This is a genomic window from Ensifer sp. 22521 (assembly GCF_052044795.1).
Lineage (GTDB): Bacteria > Pseudomonadota > Alphaproteobacteria > Rhizobiales > Rhizobiaceae > Ensifer.
In genome coordinates, this window is the sequence record NZ_JBQENM010000009.1 from 122,420 (window position 1) to 139,649 (window position 17,230).

15 protein-coding genes and 1 riboswitch are annotated in these 17,230 nt (G+C 62.3%); of the genes, 5 read left to right on the forward strand and 10 right to left on the reverse strand.

What is annotated here, in order from left to right:
• The first annotated feature begins 52 nt into the window (after positions 1-52).
• Positions 53-140: riboswitch (glycine riboswitch) on the forward strand.
• A 141-nt stretch (positions 141-281) separates the two neighbouring features.
• Genes gcvT through gcvP form a run of 3 tightly spaced genes read left to right on the forward strand, consistent with a single transcriptional unit; the run spans position 282 to position 4,664 of the window.
• Entirely contained in the window at positions 282-1,421 is a 1,140-nt protein-coding gene (gcvT, locus tag ACTJKE_RS15645) for a glycine cleavage system aminomethyltransferase GcvT (RefSeq protein WP_440691952.1), read from the forward strand.
• Positions 1,422-1,437: 16 nt separating this feature from the next.
• Complete coding sequence (gcvH, locus tag ACTJKE_RS15650; RefSeq protein WP_057250234.1) at positions 1,438-1,800, forward strand: glycine cleavage system protein GcvH; 363 nt, start codon at positions 1,438-1,440, stop codon at positions 1,798-1,800.
• Positions 1,800-4,664, forward strand: coding sequence for an aminomethyl-transferring glycine dehydrogenase (gcvP, locus tag ACTJKE_RS15655; RefSeq protein ID WP_058324155.1), 2,865 nt, complete (start codon positions 1,800-1,802; stop codon positions 4,662-4,664). The genes gcvH and gcvP overlap by 1 nt, the downstream gene beginning before the upstream one ends.
• A gap of 165 nt (positions 4,665-4,829) precedes the next feature.
• On the opposite strand, the gene ACTJKE_RS15660 is transcribed toward gcvP, so the two are convergent.
• The 9 genes from ACTJKE_RS15660 to ACTJKE_RS15700 all read right to left on the reverse strand — a co-directional run bounded on the left by ACTJKE_RS15660 (position 4,830) and on the right by ACTJKE_RS15700 (position 14,104).
• Positions 4,830-5,258: a response regulator gene (locus ACTJKE_RS15660; protein ID WP_093233054.1), complete on the reverse strand. Its 429-nt coding sequence runs from the start codon at positions 5,256-5,258 to the stop codon at positions 4,830-4,832.
• Between the two features lie 10 nt (positions 5,259-5,268).
• Positions 5,269-6,774, reverse strand: a complete 1,506-nt coding sequence (locus ACTJKE_RS15665) for a sensor histidine kinase (RefSeq protein WP_440691955.1) — start codon at positions 6,772-6,774, stop codon at positions 5,269-5,271.
• 93 nt (positions 6,775-6,867) lie between these two features.
• Positions 6,868-7,260, reverse strand: coding sequence for a Fe-S cluster assembly scaffold SufA (gene sufA / locus ACTJKE_RS15670; RefSeq protein ID WP_057250226.1), 393 nt, complete (start codon positions 7,258-7,260; stop codon positions 6,868-6,870).
• 98 nt (positions 7,261-7,358) lie between these two features.
• A complete protein-coding gene (locus tag ACTJKE_RS15675) occupies positions 7,359-7,739 on the reverse strand; it encodes an SUF system Fe-S cluster assembly protein (RefSeq protein ID WP_065373631.1) in 381 nt (126 codons plus the stop codon).
• A 69-nt stretch (positions 7,740-7,808) separates the two neighbouring features.
• Positions 7,809-9,050, reverse strand: a complete 1,242-nt coding sequence (locus ACTJKE_RS15680; RefSeq protein WP_058324153.1) for a cysteine desulfurase — start codon at positions 9,048-9,050, stop codon at positions 7,809-7,811.
• 128 nt (positions 9,051-9,178) lie between these two features.
• Positions 9,179-10,459, reverse strand: coding sequence for a Fe-S cluster assembly protein SufD (sufD, locus tag ACTJKE_RS15685; RefSeq protein WP_058324152.1), 1,281 nt, complete (start codon positions 10,457-10,459; stop codon positions 9,179-9,181).
• Positions 10,460-10,481: 22 nt separating this feature from the next.
• Positions 10,482-11,237 (reverse strand): Fe-S cluster assembly ATPase SufC, encoded by a 756-nt coding sequence (gene sufC / locus ACTJKE_RS15690; protein ID WP_057250217.1) that lies wholly within the window; start codon positions 11,235-11,237, stop codon positions 10,482-10,484.
• 80 nt (positions 11,238-11,317) lie between these two features.
• Positions 11,318-12,787 (reverse strand): Fe-S cluster assembly protein SufB, encoded by a 1,470-nt coding sequence (gene sufB, locus ACTJKE_RS15695; RefSeq protein WP_058324151.1) that lies wholly within the window; start codon positions 12,785-12,787, stop codon positions 11,318-11,320.
• A gap of 150 nt (positions 12,788-12,937) precedes the next feature.
• A complete protein-coding gene (locus ACTJKE_RS15700) occupies positions 12,938-14,104 on the reverse strand; it encodes a cysteine desulfurase family protein (protein WP_440691957.1) in 1,167 nt (388 codons plus the stop codon).
• 224 nt (positions 14,105-14,328) lie between these two features.
• Here ACTJKE_RS15700 and ACTJKE_RS15705 point away from each other — a divergent pair, with 224 nt between their 5' ends.
• A complete protein-coding gene (locus tag ACTJKE_RS15705) occupies positions 14,329-15,006 on the forward strand; it encodes an alpha/beta hydrolase (RefSeq protein ID WP_057250211.1) in 678 nt (225 codons plus the stop codon).
• Positions 15,007-15,223: 217 nt separating this feature from the next.
• Positions 15,224-16,147, forward strand: a complete 924-nt coding sequence (locus ACTJKE_RS15710) for an alpha/beta fold hydrolase (RefSeq protein ID WP_440691959.1) — start codon at positions 15,224-15,226, stop codon at positions 16,145-16,147.
• A gap of 11 nt (positions 16,148-16,158) precedes the next feature.
• Here ACTJKE_RS15710 and ACTJKE_RS15715 read toward each other — a convergent pair.
• Positions 16,159-17,230, reverse strand: a 1,072-nt coding sequence (locus ACTJKE_RS15715) for a GGDEF domain-containing protein (RefSeq protein ID WP_440691961.1), incomplete at its 5' end; no start/stop codon positions are given.

Consider the following 17,230-nt stretch of genomic DNA (forward strand, 5'->3'; position numbering starts at 1 on the left):
TCACCGCGACACCGCCCCCTTGCCAAGCTCCCGCCTTCGCCGTTATCTGGAGACGATCTTGTTGGGAGAAGCCGGCTCAAACCGGTGCCGAAGGAGCAACCGCCCCGGAAACTCTCAGGCCAAAGGACCAGCAAGGTGCCGGTAGGACTCTGGAGAGAAGCGTTTTTGCGCTCGCCGAAGGGATAACAATCTCAGGCAAAGGGACAGAGGGGGCTCGAATCGACGGCGATTGACGCCGGAAGTGTGAGCCGGCGCGGGAGCGCCAGACCTGGAGGCCGGATTTGGAACAGAATCCCCATTTGAAGCATACGCCGCTGCATGCGCTGCACCTTTCCTTGGGCGCGCGCATGGTGCCCTTTGCCGGTTACGACATGCCGGTGCAGTACCCTGATGGCGTGATGAAGGAACACCAGCACACCCGCGTTGCCGCTGGTCTCTTCGATGTCTCCCATATGGGCCAGGTCATTGTCCGGCCGAAGTCCGGCAAGATCGAAGACGCAGCGCTTGCGCTTGAAAAGCTGGTGCCGGTCGATGTGCTCGGCCTTGGCGAAGGCCGGCAGCGTTATGCGATCTTCACCAATGTCGAAGGCGGCATCCTCGACGACCTGATGATCGCCAACCGTGGCGACCACCTGTTCCTCGTCGTCAACGCCGCCTGCAAGGATGCGGATTTCGAGCATCTGAAAAAGGGGCTTGCCGACACCTGCGAAGTCACCATGCTCGACGACCGCGCGCTGATCGCGCTGCAGGGTCCTCATGCCGAAGCCGTGCTGGGCGAATTGTGGGCCGATGTCTCGGCCATGCGCTTCATGGACGTCGCCGAAGCCGATCTGCATGATGTTGCCTGCATCATTTCCCGCTCCGGCTACACCGGCGAAGACGGTTTCGAAATCTCCATTCCCGTCGCATCCGCAGTGGATGTCACACAGCGGCTGCTCGAGCATCCCGATGTCAAGCCGATCGGCCTTGGCGCGCGTGATTCGCTGCGTCTGGAAGCGGGTCTTTGTCTTTATGGCAACGACATCGACACTACGACCACGCCGGTCGAGGGCGCCATCGAGTGGGCGATGCAGAAGGCCCGGCGGGCCGGCGGCGCCCGTGAGGGAGGCTTCCCCGGTGCCGATCGCATCCTCGGCCAGCTGGCCGATGGCGCTTCGCGCCGCCGCGTTGGTTTGAAGCCGGAAGGACGCGCGCCCGTGCGCGGCGGCGCAAATCTGTTCGCCGATGCCGAGGGCAAGACGCCTGTCGGCCAGGTGACGTCGGGTGGTTTCGGCCCCTCCGTCGATGGCCCCGTCGCCATGGGCTACGTCGATGCCGGCCACATCGAAATCGGCACCACCCTCTTTGCGGAAGTGCGCGGCAAGTACCTGCCCATAGCGGTCGCCGCCCTGCCCTTTGTCAAACAAACCTACAAACGCTGATCAGGAGAGAGCGCACATGTTGAAGTTCACTGAGGAACACGAGTGGCTGAAGATCGAAGCTGGTGTCGCAACCGTCGGCATCACCGAGCACGCCGCCGGCCAGCTTGGCGACCTCGTCTTCGTTGAGCTGCCGGAAACCGGCTCGACCTTCGCCAAGGGCGATACCGCCGCCACCGTCGAATCCGTCAAGGCAGCCTCCGACGTCTATTGTCCGCTTGACGGCGAAATCGTCGAAGTGAACCAGGCGATCGTCGACGACCCGTCGCTCGTCAACAGCGACCCGCAGGGTGCTGCCTGGTTCTTCAAGCTGAAGCTTGCCAATCCCAGCGAAGCCGACGCCCTTCTCGAAGAAGCGGCCTACAAGGAGCTCGTCGCCTGATGAGCATGCCCAAGGATTTCACCTTTACCGACTACAAGCCGTATGACTTCGCCAACCGGCGTCATATCGGCCCGTCGCCGGCCGAAATGGACGAGATGCTGAAGGTCGTCGGTTACCCGTCACTCGACGCGCTCATCGACGATACCGTGCCACCGTCGATCCGCCAGAAGACGCCGCTCGCCTGGGCCGCGCCGATGACCGAGCGCGAGGCGCTCGACAAGATGCGCGAAACGGCCAACCGCAACCAGAAGCTCGTGTCGCTGATCGGCCAGGGCTATTATGGCACGATCACGCCGCCGGTGATCCAGCGCAACATCCTGGAAAACCCGGCCTGGTACACGGCCTATACGCCCTACCAGCCGGAAATCAGCCAGGGCCGCCTCGAGGCGCTGCTCAACTACCAGACCATGGTCTGCGACCTGACCGGCCTCGACGTCGCCAACGCCTCTCTGCTCGACGAAGCGACCGCCGCAGCTGAAGCCATGGCGATGGCCGAGCGCGTCTCGAAGTCGAAGGCCAAGACCTTCTTCGTCGACGAGAACTGCCACCCGCAGACGATCGCTCTCCTGAAGACCCGCGCCGAGCCGCTCGGCTGGCAGATCGTCATCGGCAATCCCTTCACCGATCTCGATCCGGTCGATGTTTTCGGCGCGATCTTCCAGTATCCGGGCACCTACGGCCACGTGAACGATTTCACCGGCCTGATCGCCCGCCTGCACCAGACCGGCGCGATCGCAACCGTCGCCGCCGATCCGCTGGCGCTGGCTCTGCTGAAGTCGCCCGGAGAGATGGGCGCCGATATCGCTATCGGCTGCACCCAGCGCTTCGGCGTGCCGGTCGGCTATGGCGGTCCGCATGCGGCCTATATGGCGGTCAAGGACGCGCACAAGCGCTCCATGCCCGGCCGCCTCGTCGGCGTATCGGTCGATGCGCGCGGCAACCGCGCCTATCGCCTGTCTCTGCAGACCCGCGAACAGCACATCCGCCGCGAGAAAGCGACGTCGAACATCTGCACCGCCCAGGTGCTGCTCGCCGTCATGGCCTCGATGTACGCGGTGTTCCATGGACCGAAGGGCATCAAGGCGATCGCCCAGAGCGTTCACCAGAAGACCGTGCGTCTCGCCATGGGCCTTGAAAAACTCGGCTATACCGTAGAGCCCGATGTGTTCTTCGACACGATCACCGTCGAAGTCGGCAAGCTGCAGGGCATCATCCTCAAGACCGCGGTCGCCGAGGAAGTGAATCTGCGCAAGATCGGCGAGACCAAGATCGGCATCAGCCTTGACGAGCGCTCGCGCCCGGTCACGCTCGAAGCCGTCTGGCGCGCCTTCGGCGGCGACTTCAAGGTGGAACAGTTCGAGCCGGGTTACCGCCTGCCGCAGCCGCTGCTGCGCACAAGCGAGTACCTGATGCACCCGATCTTCCACATGAACCGCGCAGAAAGCGAGATGACGCGCTACATCCGCCGTCTGTCGGACCGCGACCTCGCGCTCGACCGGGCGATGATTCCGCTCGGCTCGTGCACGATGAAGCTCAACGCGACCGCGGAAATGCTGCCGATCACCTGGCCGGAATTCTCCGAGATCCATCCCTTCGTGCCGAAGGAGCAGGCGGCTGGCTACCAGCACATGATCGAGGACCTGTCGGAAAAGCTCTGCGCCGTCACCGGCTACGACGCGATCTCGATGCAGCCGAACTCGGGCGCGCAAGGTGAGTATGCCGGTCTGTTGACGATCCGCGCCTATCACATCGCCAACGGCAACGGCCATCGCGACGTCTGCCTGATCCCGACCTCGGCGCACGGCACCAACCCGGCCTCCGCGCAGATGGCCGGCATGAAGGTCGTCGTCATCAAGGTGAGTGAAAACGGCGACATCGACATGGACGATTTCCGTGCGAAAGCCGAGCAGTACGCGGAAAACCTCTCGTGCTGCATGATCACCTATCCGTCGACCCATGGCGTGTTCGAGGAGAACGTGCGTGAGGTCTGCGAGATCGTGCACAAGCACGGCGGCCAGGTCTACTTGGACGGCGCCAACATGAACGCCATGGTCGGCCTTGCCCGCCCCGGCGACATCGGTTCCGACGTCAGCCACCTCAACTTGCACAAGACCTTCTGCATCCCGCATGGCGGCGGCGGTCCCGGCATGGGCCCGATCGGCGTCAAGGCGCACTTGGCCCCGTACCTCCCCGGCCATCCGGAAACGGACGGACATGAGGGTGCGGTCTCGGCGGCTCCCTTCGGCTCGGCTTCGATCCTGCCGATCTCCTGGAGCTACTGCCTGATGATGGGCGGCGAGGGCCTGACCCAGGCGACGAAGGTGGCGATCCTCAACGCCAACTACATCGCTGCCCGCCTGAAGGGTGCCTATGAGGTGCTCTACAAGTCGTCGAAGGGCCGCGTGGCGCATGAGTGCATCATCGACACCCGCCCGCTGGTCGAAAGCGCCGGCGTCACCGTCGACGACGTTGCCAAGCGGCTGATCGACTGCGGTTTCCATGCGCCGACCATGAGCTGGCCGGTTGCCGGCACGCTGATGATCGAGCCGACGGAATCGGAGACCAAGGCCGAGATCGACCGCTTCTGCGATGCGATGCTGGCAATCCGCGAGGAAGCCCGTGCGATCGAGGAAGGCCGGATGGACAAGGTCAACAACCCGCTCAAGAACGCACCGCACACGGTCGAAGACCTGGTCGGCGAATGGGATCGTCCCTACTCGCGCGAACAGGCCTGCTACCCGCCGGGCGCCTTCCGGGTCGACAAGTACTGGTCGCCGGTCAACCGCGTCGACAACGTGTTTGGCGACCGCAACCTCGTCTGCACCTGCCCGCCGCTGGAAAGCTACGCGGAAGCGGCAGAGTAACGTCAATAAAGCCGGCGGGGGCGATCGCTCCGCCGGTTTCCTCAGCGCCGTCCGGCGCCCGTGGCACCGCGCAGCGCCTGCCCTCATCCAGATTGATTCCCGAAATCTACAAGGATCGACACCAGGACGTGACGCGTTCGTCCGCCCGCGTTTTTTGGCGCGCACTTACCGACGCGTGGTCATTCCGGGAGGCAGGATGGTGTTTTCAATCCAGAAGCGGACGAAGGCCTCGGCAAAGTGCCTGTAGCCGGCGACCGAAGCAGGTTTGGCGACATAGGCATTGGCGCCGGCGCGGTAGCAATGGAGCACGTCGGTCGGATTGCTGGATGACGTCAGCACGATGACCGGGATCAGGACGGTCGCCTGCCCCCTGCGGATGCGCCGCAGAAGCTCGATACCGTCGCTGCCGGGCATTTTGATATCCAGAAGCACATAGTCGAAATGGGTGCGGGCAAGCCGGGCGATCGCGTCGTCCGCATCCGCCGCCAGCACCAGATCGATGGTCTCGTCGACCTGTGCGAAGGCACGCATGACGAAGCGCGCGTCGTGCGCGTCGTCCTCCACCAAGAGCAGTCGCTTTGGCGTCGAGACCACCTGTTCCGCCCTAGTTTGCCTTCCGTAGCCGCCTCGGAAGAAGCACGATGAAACGTGCGCCTTCGCGGAAGGTGGTGTCAAGTCGGATCGAGCCGTCGTGGCTTTCGGCTATGCGCTTGGCAAGTGCCAGACCGATTCCCGTGCCGCCATAGACGGTCTCGTCCTTGTGCAGCCGCTGGAACACTTCGAAGATCCGCGTCGAAAAGCGCGGGTCGATGCCGATGCCATTGTCTTCAACCACCAGCTCAACAATCTGATCGGCGACGCCGCCGTGAATGCGGATCACCGGTTGGCGGTCGGCATGCCGATACTTGATCGCATTGCCGATCAGGTTCTGGACCAGGCGGCGCAGAAGCTCCGGGTCCCCTTCCACTTCCGGCAGGTCGCCAACCTCGAAGGTTGCCTGCGCGTCCTGTACGTCGCTGGCAAGTATGGTCAGCGTCTCGGCAACAATGTCTGTGAGCCGCACCTCCGTCCAATGGGTGATCCGGTGCGCGATCTGCGCATAGTCGAGCAGGCTGTCGATCACCCGGTTCATGCGTTTCACGCTGTCGCGCAGATGACGCGCATTCTCGGCGAGTTCAGCCTGGCTTCCTGCCGCCAGATCGTCCTCGATCATTTCGGAGAACATGGAGATGTGTCTGAGCGGCGCTTTGAGGTCATGGGAGACCGTCGCGGTGAATTGATCGAGGGCCTCGTTCTTGTGCTCGAGTTCCTGCCGCTGGCGCTCGAGCGCGAGCTCGGCGCGTTTGAGATCGGTGACGTCGACGCGTGCGACGACGGTGTTACCGTCCTTCGCCTTGATATTCTCCACGCGCAGCCAACGATCATCGGCATAGCGGTATATCCTGGGTCGACCATCGGGGTGACGGAAATCGCGCAGGCGCGAAGCGATCCACTCGTCGCCCTCGCGGGTGCCCGGCAAGGCATCGGGATAATGGCCGCCCTGTCGCGCCAGAAGCAGGATCTCCTCGGCCGTGATGCCGGGCTTCAGCGCCGCGCCGGCCGGCCCACAGATTGCCTGATACGCCCTGTTATAAACGACCAGCCGCTCTTGCCGGTCGAAAATGGCAAAGCCCTCTGGCATCGCTTCCAGCGCTGCGTTGAGCATATCGGAAGCCTTCTGCCGCTCGCCCACAGCCTCCGTCAGATCGGAAACGTCGCGGATGATGCCGATGAGCGCCAGTTCCGCGCCCTGGTCGTCGAGCAGCGGCGTCGTGCGGAGGTGGCCCGAAAAGGTCGATCCGTCGCACCTGACATAGAGATAGTTCGACGTCCGGGCCGCGGTCTCGTCCACGCGTGCCGCGCGGTTCCGCAGGCGCTTCTCGTATTCCGCGTCGTTGGCGTAGATCAGCCGCACCGAGCGATCGATGAATTCTTCGGCGGGATAGCCGAACTGGCGCAGGGCGGCATTGTTTGCGGAGCGGATGACGCGCTCGGCGTCGATGATGATCACCGGATCGGGAAACGTCTCGTAGAGCGCCTTGAAGACGAGATCCTCATTGAACGCCGCCATGCCCAATCCCCCGTTCCATGTTCAAGCATCTCAGCAGAAAAATGGCCCGGCGAAAACCGGGCCAACCTATCCGTTTGAAAGAATGGAGGCAATTTAGTTGGCGCGCACCACCGCATCGCCCTGTGCGGCCAGAGCCGCGAGGTCGGCGGGCTTCAGTTCGACCGATTCGCCACAGCCACAGGCGGACGTCTGGTTCGGATTGTTGAAGGTAAATCCGGAGCGCAGCGTCGTGACTTCGAAATCCATCTGCGTGCCAAGCAGGTAGAGCACGGCTTCGGGCGCCACCCAGACCCTGGCGCCCTGATGTTCGATCAGGTCGTCCTTGGGGTTGGGCTCGGTCACCAGGTCGACGGCATACTCCATGCCGGCGCAGCCACCCTTCTTGATGCCGACGCGAATGCCCTTGGCATCGGCACCGGCGCCTTCGACGATCGAACGGACGCGGTCGGCGGCCGAATCGGTCAGGCTCATTACGGCAAAGCCCATGGGCTCATTCTCCTTGTCGTCACCGGGGTAAAGGCCCGGCGCCTTACAGAATCAAATGTAGTATCCGTGCCTTAACGGATCAATATGCAGGTCTCGGCTCAGTACCAGCCGACCGCGACCTGCGCCTCCTCGGACATGCGGTCCGGTGTCCACGGCGGATCGAAGGTCATCGAGACTTCGACGCCCGACACGCCCTCGACGGCGCCGACGGCATTCTCGACCCAGCCCGGCATCTCGCCGGCAACCGGGCAGCCCGGTGCGGTCAGCGTCATGTCGATCTTGACCATCCGGTCGTCTTCGATGTCGATCTTGTAGATGAGGCCAAGCTCAAAGATGTCGGCCGGGATTTCCGGATCATAGACGGTCTTCAGTGCGGCGATGATATCGTCGCTGAGGCGCGCCAGTTCCTCGGCCGGGATCGCCGAATGCACGATGCCCTCGCGAACATCGACCTTTTCTTCCGTTGCATCAAGGCTCATATCGGCCTCCTGGACTTTCTCTTTTGGTTCAAAAGACTACGAGAACTCTTTGAACCTTTTACCAACTTCTTAGGCGAAAAACTTGCGTGCATGCTCCAGCGCGTCCGCCAGCGCGTCCACTTCGGCCCTGGTGTTATAGAGGCCGAAAGATGCACGGCATGTGGAGGTAACACCGAAGCGTTTCAAGAGCGGCTGGGCGCAATGCGTGCCGGCACGAACTGCGACCCCGGCGCGATCGATGACCATCGAGACGTCGTGGGAATGGATGCCGGCGATCTCGAAGGCAAAGATGCTGCCCTTATCGGGCGCGTCGCCGAAAACCCGAAGCGAATTGACCGCCGAAAGACGCTCCCGCGCATAGGCTGTCAGGTCCGCCTCATGCGCCTGGATCGCTGCGCGGCCGAGCTTTTCCATATAGTCGAGCGCGTAGCCAAGACCGATCGCCTGCACGATCGGCGGCGTGCCGGCCTCGAAGCGGTGCGGCGGATCGTTATAGGTGACGTAATCTTCGGTCACCACCTCGATCATCTCGCCGCCGCCGAGGAACGGCCGCATCTCCTTCAGCCGGTCCATCTTGCCGTAGAGCACGCCGACCCCGGAGGGGCCGTAAAGCTTGTGGCCGGTCATCACGTACCAGTCGCAATCGATGTCCTGGACGTCGACCGGCATGTGCACGGCACCCTGGCTGCCGTCGACCAGAACCGGGATGCCGCGTTCGCGAGCGATGCGGCAGATCTCCTTGACCGGAACCACCGTACCCAGCGCATTCGACATATGGGTGATGGCGATGAGCTTGGTGCGGTCCGTCAGGCATTTGACGAAGTCTTCGACGTGGAACGCGCCGTTCTCGTCCACCGGCGCCCAGACAAGCTTGGCGCCCTGACGCTCACGGATGAAGTGCCAGGGAACGATGTTGGAGTGGTGCTCCATGATCGACAGCACGATCTCGTCACCCTCGCCGAGCTTCGGCATGCCGTAGCCATAGGCGACCGTGTTGATCGCTTCGGTCGAGGATTTGGTGAAGATGATGTTGTCGGGCGAAGGGGCGTTCAGGAAGCGGCGCACCTTATCGCGCGCCGCCTCATAGGCTTCCGTCGCGGCATTCGACAGGAAATGCAGGCCGCGATGGACGTTGGCATATTCGTTGGAATAGGCATGGGCCACCGCGTCGATCACGACCTGTGGTTTCTGCGCCGATGCGCCGTTGTCGAGATAGACAAGCGGCTTGCCATAAACGGTTCGCGATAGGATCGGGAAATCCTTGCGGATCGCTTCGACGTCGTAGGCAGGCACCGGTACGGAGTGTTCCATGTCTTTCAATCCAATTTCGCTACAGCGCCGCGCGTCATTCCAGACGCGCTAAGTTCGCTGTAACATGTTGAACTGCTGCATAATTCTATCCCTAAATCGCTTCCGAATTAAGGAATTACGCAATAGCCTTAGGCGTGCTTGTCGAGCCAGGTCGAGATGACGTCTTCGAGTGCCTCGACCAGCGCTTCGTGCTCTTCCAGCTCTTCGACGATCTCGGCGACGAAGGCATTGACGAGCATCGCCCGCGCCTTGTTCTCCGGAATGCCGCGCGCCAGCATGTAGAAGAGCTGGGTGTGGTCGATGTCGGTAACCGTCGCACCGTGACCGCACTGGACGTCGTCCGCGAAGATCTCCAGTTCCGGTTTCGCCGACAGGTCGGCATCGTCGGACAAGAGCAGCGTGTTGCACGCCATCTTCGCGTCGGTCTTCTGGGCGTCCTTGGCGACCAGGATCTTGCCCTGAAAGACGCCCTTGGCGCGGTCGAACACGACGTTGCGGATGACCTCCGTCGAGGTCGTGTGCGGCACGTTGTGGCCGAGCGTGAAGGTCACGTCCGTGTGGCTTTCACCACCGAGCAGGTTGATGCCGCGCAGCTTGAAATCCGCGCCCTCGCCGCTCGTCTTGCCGTGGATCTCCTGGCGCACCAGCTTGCCGCCGGCATTGATGACGAAGAGATGCAGCTTGGCGTTCTTGCCGAGGTCGAAGCGGAGCTGGCCGAGATGGGTATCGGAAATGCCCTGCTGCTGCAGGATGATCCAGATGATCTCGGAACCTTCCGCAAGCGTCACGTCGCTGACAGACGAGACGAAGCTCTCGCCGGCATCGGTCGAAAGATGCCGCTCGATCACGGTTGCCTTGGTGTTGGCGCCGAAGGCGACCGGGAAGCGCGTATGCGCCTGGCCGAGGCTCTGCACCAGCTGGATTTCCAGCGGATCTTCCAGAGCAGTTTCAGCAGCCACGTCGATTTCGAGACCGCCGCGGACAAGACCGCCATTGATGCGGCCGATCGCGTCGTCAAAGCCGAGCACGGCGAGGCCGGCGGCCGCCGAACCGTCGAGCAGGCTGTCGACATAGGAACGGACGGTCACGCCATCAGGTAGGCTGGCCTTGACCTCAGCCTGGCCGTTGCGGACGGAAAGTACTGTCGAGCCCGGAACCAGCGCATCGACGCGATCGGCAAAGGCCGTCGGGTCGGCGGCCGGCACTGCGCGCAGCAGGGTGCGCAGGTCGGTATAGTGCCAGGATTCGACGCGGCGGGTCGGCAGGCCAGCCGTCTTCAGTTCGTGCACCAGCGTGTCGCGGACCGAGAGAACCGAACCATCACCCGGCAAATCGCCGATCTGCGCGGTATAGGCATCGACGAGCGCCGTCTCGGCGGCCGTCATCTTGATTGCCTGTTGCATATTCATTCGAACACTCCTTCAACAGGCGTCAAGCCGCGGCATCGATGATGTCGGCGTAGCCGTTGGCTTCGAGTTCGTGCGCCAGCATCTTGTCGCCCGACTTGATCACTTGGCCCTTGTAGAGGACGTGCACCGTGTCCGGAACGATATAATCGAGCAGGCGCTGGTAGTGGGTGATGACGACGACGGCGCGGTCCGGCGAGCGCAGCGCGTTGACGCCGTCTGCAACGATCTTCAGCGCGTCGATGTCGAGGCCCGAGTCTGTCTCGTCGAGCACGCACAGCTTCGGCTGGAGCAGCGACATCTGCAGGATTTCGGCGCGCTTCTTCTCACCGCCGGAGAAGCCGACGTTCAGCGGGCGACGCAGCATTTCCGGAGCGATCTTCAGCTCGGCTGCAGCTTCCTTGACGCGGCGCATGAATTCCGGCGTCGTCAGTTCGTCTTCGCCGCGATACTTGCGCTGCTCGTTCATTGCCACCTTCAGGAACTGCATCGTGGCGACGCCGGGGATTTCGACCGGATACTGGAAGGCGAGGAAGATGCCCTTGGCCGCACGCTCGGAAGCGTCGAGCTCCAGGATGCTCTCGCCGTTGTAGAGGATGTCGCCTTCGGTGACTTCGTAGTCTTCACGGCCCGAGAGGATGTAGGAGAGCGTCGACTTGCCGGAGCCGTTCGGGCCCATGATGGCAGCAACTTCGCCTGCCTTCACCGTGAGGTTCAGGCCACGGATGATTTCGGTGCCATCTTCGGCGATGCGGGCATGCAGGTTCTTGATTTCAAGCATTTCTATCGTCCTCTTGGGAAACGAACGTTTGTTCGCGCGCAAACACGACGTGCGCGCCATTCAATATTCAGTTCAGGGCCTTAGCCGACGGAACCTTCCAGCGAGATGCCAATCAGCTTCTGCGCTTCGACGGCGAATTCCATCGGCAGTTCCTGGATGACTTCCTTGACGAAGCCGTTGACGATCAGCGCGATCGCCGCTTCGGTTGGGATGCCGCGCTGCAGGCAGTAGAACAGCTGGTCCTCGGAGATCTTGGACGTCGTGGCTTCATGCTCGAACTGCGCTGTCGAGTTCTTCGCCTCGATATAGGGCACGGTGTGCGCGCCGCACTTGTCGCCGATCAAAAGCGAATCGCACTGGGTGAAGTTGCGGGCGTTCTCGGCCTTGCGGTGGGCCGAGACCTGGCCGCGATAGGTGTTTTCCGAAACGCCGGCAGCGATGCCCTTGGAGACGATGCGGCTCGACGTGTTCTTGCCGAGGTGGATCATCTTGGTGCCCGAGTCGATCTGCTGGTGGCCGTTCGAGACCGCGATCGAATAGAACTCGCCGCGCGAACCGTCGCCGCGCAGGATGCAGGACGGATACTTCCAGGTGATCGCCGAGCCGGTTTCGACCTGCGTCCAGGAGATCTTGGAGTTCTTGCCACGGCAATCGCCACGCTTGGTGACGAAGTTGTAGATGCCGCCCTTGCCTTCCTTGTCGCCCGGATACCAGTTCTGCACCGTCGAGTACTTGATCTCGGCCTCATCGAGGGCGACGAGCTCGACGACGGCAGCGTGAAGCTGGTTCTCGTCGCGCTGCGGCGCCGTGCAGCCTTCGAGATAGGACACGTAGGCGCCCTCTTCGGCGATGATCAGCGTGCGTTCGAACTGGCCGGTGTTCTTCTCGTTGATGCGGAAATAGGTGGAGAGCTCCATCGGGCAACGAACGCCCTTCGGCACGTAGACGAAGGAACCGTCGGTGAAGACCGCGGAGTTCAGCGTCGCATAGTAGTTGTCGGTCGTCGGAACGACGGAGCCGAGATACTTCTGCACCAGCTCGGGATGTTCGCGGATCGCCTCGGAGATCGACATGAAGATCACGCCGGCCTTCTTCAGCTCTTCCTTGAAGGTGGTGACGACCGAGACGCTGTCGAACACGGCATCGACGGCGATCCTCGACTTCTGCACGCCGGCGAGGATTTCCTGTTCCTTCAGCGGAATGCCGAGCTTTTCGTAGACCTTGAGGATTTCGGGGTCGACCTCGTCGAGCGACGTCGGACCGGTCATGCCCTTCGGCGCTGCATAGTAGTAGATGTCGTTGAAGTCGATCTTCGGATAGCTGACGCGGGCCCAGGTCGGCTCGTCGAGCGTCAACCAGCGGCGATAGGCGCCAAGGCGCCACTCGAGCATCCATTCCGGCTCGTTCTTCTTGGCCGAAATGAAGCGGATGATGTCTTCCGACAGGCCCTTCGGGGCCTTCTCGACTTCAATGGTCGTTTCGAAGCCGTATTTGTACTGGTCGACGTCGATCTGACGGACCTGATCAATGGTCTCCTGCACGGCAGGCATGTCGTTCTCCAATCTTTCCGGATCCAAGGTCCGGTAGCTTGTCAACACGATGCGACTGAGCGCACCGCTTATGTAATGGCTAAAAGGCGCTTTTCACCCTGTTTGCCAAGCGGAAAATTGCTTTTCCGCAATTTCGTCCCATCGCCCGCGTCAGGCGGCCTGCCCCGGCGCACGGCGTCGTGCTGCTACCTTCGCGAAGGCGGCGGCGCAACGCTCGATGTCAGCTGCGGTCGTTCCCTCACCGATCGAGATCCGCAGCGCACCCTGACGCGGATCGTAGCCCATCGCCGTCAGCACGTGACTCTGTCCCACCTTGCCGGACGAACAGGCCGATCCGGCCGAAAGCGCGACGCCTTCGAGATCGAAGGCGATCTGTCCCGTCTCGGCTTTCAGGCCAGGGAGCGTGAAGAATGTCGTGTTGCCAACGCGCGAAATGTCGCGGCCGTGTATGACCACATCCGTTGCCGCTTTCAGCATCTCGCCTTCGAGCTTGTCGCGCAACGCTCCAACGGCGCTCATCCGCTGGCCAACGCCTTCGCCGACCTTTCTGGCGGCGGCGGCAAAGCCGGCAATCGCCACAGGATTTTCAGTCCCGGAACGATGCCCCTTCTCCTGCCCGCCGCCGCGGATCAGCGGTGCGGGCATCAACACCTCGCCGCGCGCCACCAGCGCGCCTGCGCCTTTCGGGCCACCGATCTTGTGCGAGGAGAGAATGAGAAAATCGGCGTTCAGCTCTTCGATCGCCAGCGGCAGCCGGCCCGCGGCCTGCACCGCGTCGACGACAAGTATACCACCTTTGGCGCGAACGATTTCGGCAATCTCGGCAATTGGCTGAATGATGCCGGTCTCGTTGTTGACCAGCATGACGGCGACCATCGGCAAGCCAAGTTCACGGTCATGCGCTGCGAGCAGCTCGCGAAGCACCTGAAGATCGACGACACCCGCCGAGGTCACCGGGATTTCGCAAACGGCTTCGCGCGCAAAGCGTCCGCCTTCGCGTATCGCAGGGTGTTCGATCGCCGACGCGTATAGCCGGCTGATCTTGAGCGGTGTGCGGCCCATGCGGAAATCTGGCGTCAGCACCAGATTGGCCGCTTCCGTCGCCCCGCTGGTAAAGATGACGCTGGCAGCTTTCGCACCGCAAAGGGCGGCCACATCACGGCGGGCATTTTCGATGAGCGTGCGCAGCGCACGGCCCTCGCCGTGGACGGAAGAAGGGTTGCCGACGAGGTCGAGCGCGAACAGGCAGGCCTCGCGCGCTTCGCTCAGAAGCGGCGCCGTGGCATTCCAGTCCATGTAGATGCGCGAACCCGACATGATTTCCTTCGCTAGACCAACAGGCCGCAAGCCGGCAACCTCTGGCGATGCATTTTCCTTGAATTTTCCGCGTCGCTTGCCTTAAGAGACGAAGCACAAGGCGGAATGCCCGCACAGAAGTTTTGAACGGTTCTAAACTAGGTTTTAGAAAAGCTGACTGCTTTCGTCAAGACTGATCGCGATCTGAACCCAAGATTCGAACCAGGAACACTCCCGGAGAGCCAATGCCCGAAATCATTTTCAACGGACCCGCCGGCCGCCTCGAAGGCCGTTATCAGCCTTCGAAGCAGAAGAGCGCCCCGATCGCCATCATCCTGCACCCGCATCCGCAGTTCGGCGGCACGATGAACAATCAGATCGTCTACCAGCTCTTCTATATGTTCCAGAAGCGCGGCTTCACCACGCTCCGTTTCAATTTCCGTGGCATCGGTCGCAGCCAGGGTGAGTTCGACCACGGCGCCGGCGAATTGTCGGATGCGGCGTCCGCGCTCGATTGGGTGCAGAGCCTGCATCCGGATTCCAAGAGCTGCTGGGTTGCCGGCTATTCCTTCGGCGCCTGGATCGGCATGCAGCTCCTGATGCGCCGTCCGGAGATCGAAGGCTTCATGGCCGTGGCACCGCAGCCGAACATCTACGACTTTTCGTTCCTGGCGCCCTGCCCGTCCTCCGGCCTGATCATCAACGGAGATTCCGACAAGGTCGCGCCGGAGAAGGACGTGAACGGTCTCGTCGAGAAGCTGAAGGCGCAGAAGGGCATTCTCATCACCCACCGCACGGTGCCCGGCGCCAACCACTTCTTCAATGGTCAGGTCGACGGACTGATGGGCGAATGCGAGGACTATCTCGACCGTCGCCTGAACGGCGAACTGACGCCGGAGCCGGCCGCCAAGCGCATTCGCTGACCGTTTGGTAGATTGAGCAGTAGAGCCGTGCGTTCTTCGGACCGCACGGCTCTTTTCGTTTGCGGCGAGCTTTGCGTACGTTTGAGCGCTGCGCCGCGTCGCTGTTACCCTCATTTAACTCCGAAGTCCGGTCGTCCTTCACCCGGTGGGGTGATTTCAGAGCCGCGCAAACGGCGTATGGTGCAAGTCTGAGCTGTTTAAAGGACGGCAGGGTTATTTGGAGTTGATCCGTTTGTCCGTGCTGGCGTGCGCGTCACGCCAGGCGCTTTTTTGGGGGATCGCGATGACGGGAATGTTGGGCGTTTCATTTGGCGAACCGAAATGGCAGACCCTTCCGGACACTCCGGCGCTTCCAGCGGCCACGCAGAACGGGTTCGTACCGGTATCGGGTGCGGAAATCTGGTACTCGGTCTACGGCACAGGCGAGCCCATCATCATGTTGCATGGAGGCCTGGCCAATTCCGACTATTGGGGGCGCCAGGTTCCTGAACTCGCCAAGTTCTACCAAGTCCTCGTTCTCGACAGCCGCGGCCACGGCCGCAGCACCTGGGACAACCTTGTCGGTTACGACCTCATGGTTTCCGACGTCGTCGGGGTGATGGAACAGCTGAACATACCCAGAAGTGCCATTGTCGGCTGGAGCGACGGTGCCATTACCGGCCTCAAGCTGGCGATGCTGCATCCCGAGCGGGTCAGCGGCGTATTCGCCTTCGGGGCAAACAGCAACCCGTCCGGAACCTTCGATCTAACCAATAGCGCCATGTTCAACGCATACGAGGCCCGGGCCCGCGTCGAGTACGAGCGGTTGTCCCGCACTCCCGGCGGATACGCTGCCTTCTATGATCAGATGCTGAAGATGTGGACCTCACAGCCAAACATGACGGACCGCGATCTCCAGGGAATCCGGGTTCCCGTCTGGGTCGTGGATGGCGATCACGAGGAAGTCATCAAGCGAACGGATACACTGTTCATCGCCGACAACATTCCGAACTCCGGTTTGCTGATCCAACCGGAAGTCAGTCACTTCTCCCTCTTGCAGGATCCTGACCAGTTCACTCTGGACATTCTTCGCTTTCTGCAGGCGAAGGGTATCGGCAAGACATCCGGCGCGCTTGCGGACGCCAGTCCAATCTATGCTTGAGCCCGCGGCCCCTAGGGGCGACCGACCCACTGCGGCACGGTCGGATTGACGACCGTGGTCGGCGTCTCCGTGCATTCGACCCGATTGCGCCCGTTTGCCTTGGCCGAGTAGAGCGCCATGTCGGCGCGCTGCATGACGGGATCCAAGGCCTCGCCGCTGCCGACGGCGGTGACGCCGAAGCTCGCCGTCACGCGCGCTGCTTCCGGCAGGCCGGCGATTTGCTGGGACATGATGGCAGCGCGCATGCCGTGCGCGACGACGCGCGCTTCTGACAAGTCCGTGCAGGGCAGAAACACCGCGAATTCCTCACCGCCAAGGCGGCCTGCCACGGCACGGTTCGGCATGACGTCCATCAGCACCCGCGCAAAACGACGGATCACCTCGTCGCCGGCGAGGTGGCCATAGGTGTCGTTGACCAACTTGAAGCGATCGAGGTCGGCGAGGATAAGCGTGCCCGGCGTCTGGGTCGCACGCGCATGCAAGAGCGGCATGACGCGATCCATGAAGCCACGGCGATTGTAGAGCCCCGAAAGCAGGTCGATTTCCGAACGGGCCTGCACATCGTCAACGATGTCCTTCACCATCACGCCGAGCATGGCAAGCCCTGCCCCGACGATCAGCATCGCGCCGAGTGCCTGGGAAATGAGCGCGAATGGGCTCGAGACGTAGTCCTGGGCGGTGACGCCCGAGCCGGCCGCAACGGCGGCATAGATTTTCACGAGATAATAGAGCGAGCAGAGCGCCAGAAGACCGAAAAGCAGCCAGTCGGAGAACGAGCGTCGCCCCGAGCGCAGCACCACGGACGCGGTCCACACCTGGATCAGGAAGAAAGGCATCTGGTAAGGGATGGCGTGCTGCCAGGTGCCGCGCGGCAAATCGTAGATCTCCATGTCGAGCGCAACGCCCACGACGAAACACGCGGCAAGCACCGGCCAACGCACCGGAACCTGATAGAAGAGGCCGAGGCCAAACCGCAGGAGACAGAAGCCGCCGAGCACGCAGGCGAAGGCGCCGATGGCAAAGAGCCGCGGTGTCGACGAGAAGGGAACGATCGCTTCGCAAACGGCAGCAAGCGACGCGACG

What these genes read in the sequence shown, in the direction of transcription:
- gcvP (WP_058324155.1), top strand. Translation starts at nt 1,800, where the DNA reads ATGAGCATGCCCAAGGATTTCACCTTTACCGACTACAAGCCGTATGAC.
- sufD (WP_058324152.1), bottom strand. Translation starts at nt 10,459, where the DNA reads ATGAATATGCAACAGGCAATCAAGATGACGGCCGCCGAGACGGCGCTC.
- ACTJKE_RS15680 (WP_058324153.1), bottom strand. Translation starts at nt 9,050, where the DNA reads ATGGAACACTCCGTACCGGTGCCTGCCTACGACGTCGAAGCGATCCGC.
- sufB (WP_058324151.1), bottom strand. Translation starts at nt 12,787, where the DNA reads ATGCCTGCCGTGCAGGAGACCATTGATCAGGTCCGTCAGATCGACGTC.
- ACTJKE_RS15675 (WP_065373631.1), bottom strand. Translation starts at nt 7,739, where the DNA reads ATGAGCCTTGATGCAACGGAAGAAAAGGTCGATGTTCGCGAGGGCATC.
- ACTJKE_RS15705 (WP_057250211.1), top strand. Translation starts at nt 14,329, where the DNA reads ATGCCCGAAATCATTTTCAACGGACCCGCCGGCCGCCTCGAAGGCCGT.
- ACTJKE_RS15665 (WP_440691955.1), bottom strand. Translation starts at nt 6,774, where the DNA reads ATGGCGGCGTTCAATGAGGATCTCGTCTTCAAGGCGCTCTACGAGACG.
- sufC (WP_057250217.1), bottom strand. Translation starts at nt 11,237, where the DNA reads ATGCTTGAAATCAAGAACCTGCATGCCCGCATCGCCGAAGATGGCACC.
- sufA (WP_057250226.1), bottom strand. Translation starts at nt 7,260, where the DNA reads ATGGGCTTTGCCGTAATGAGCCTGACCGATTCGGCCGCCGACCGCGTC.
- ACTJKE_RS15700 (WP_440691957.1), bottom strand. Translation starts at nt 14,104, where the DNA reads ATGTCGGGTTCGCGCATCTACATGGACTGGAATGCCACGGCGCCGCTT.
- gcvH (WP_057250234.1), top strand. Translation starts at nt 1,438, where the DNA reads ATGTTGAAGTTCACTGAGGAACACGAGTGGCTGAAGATCGAAGCTGGT.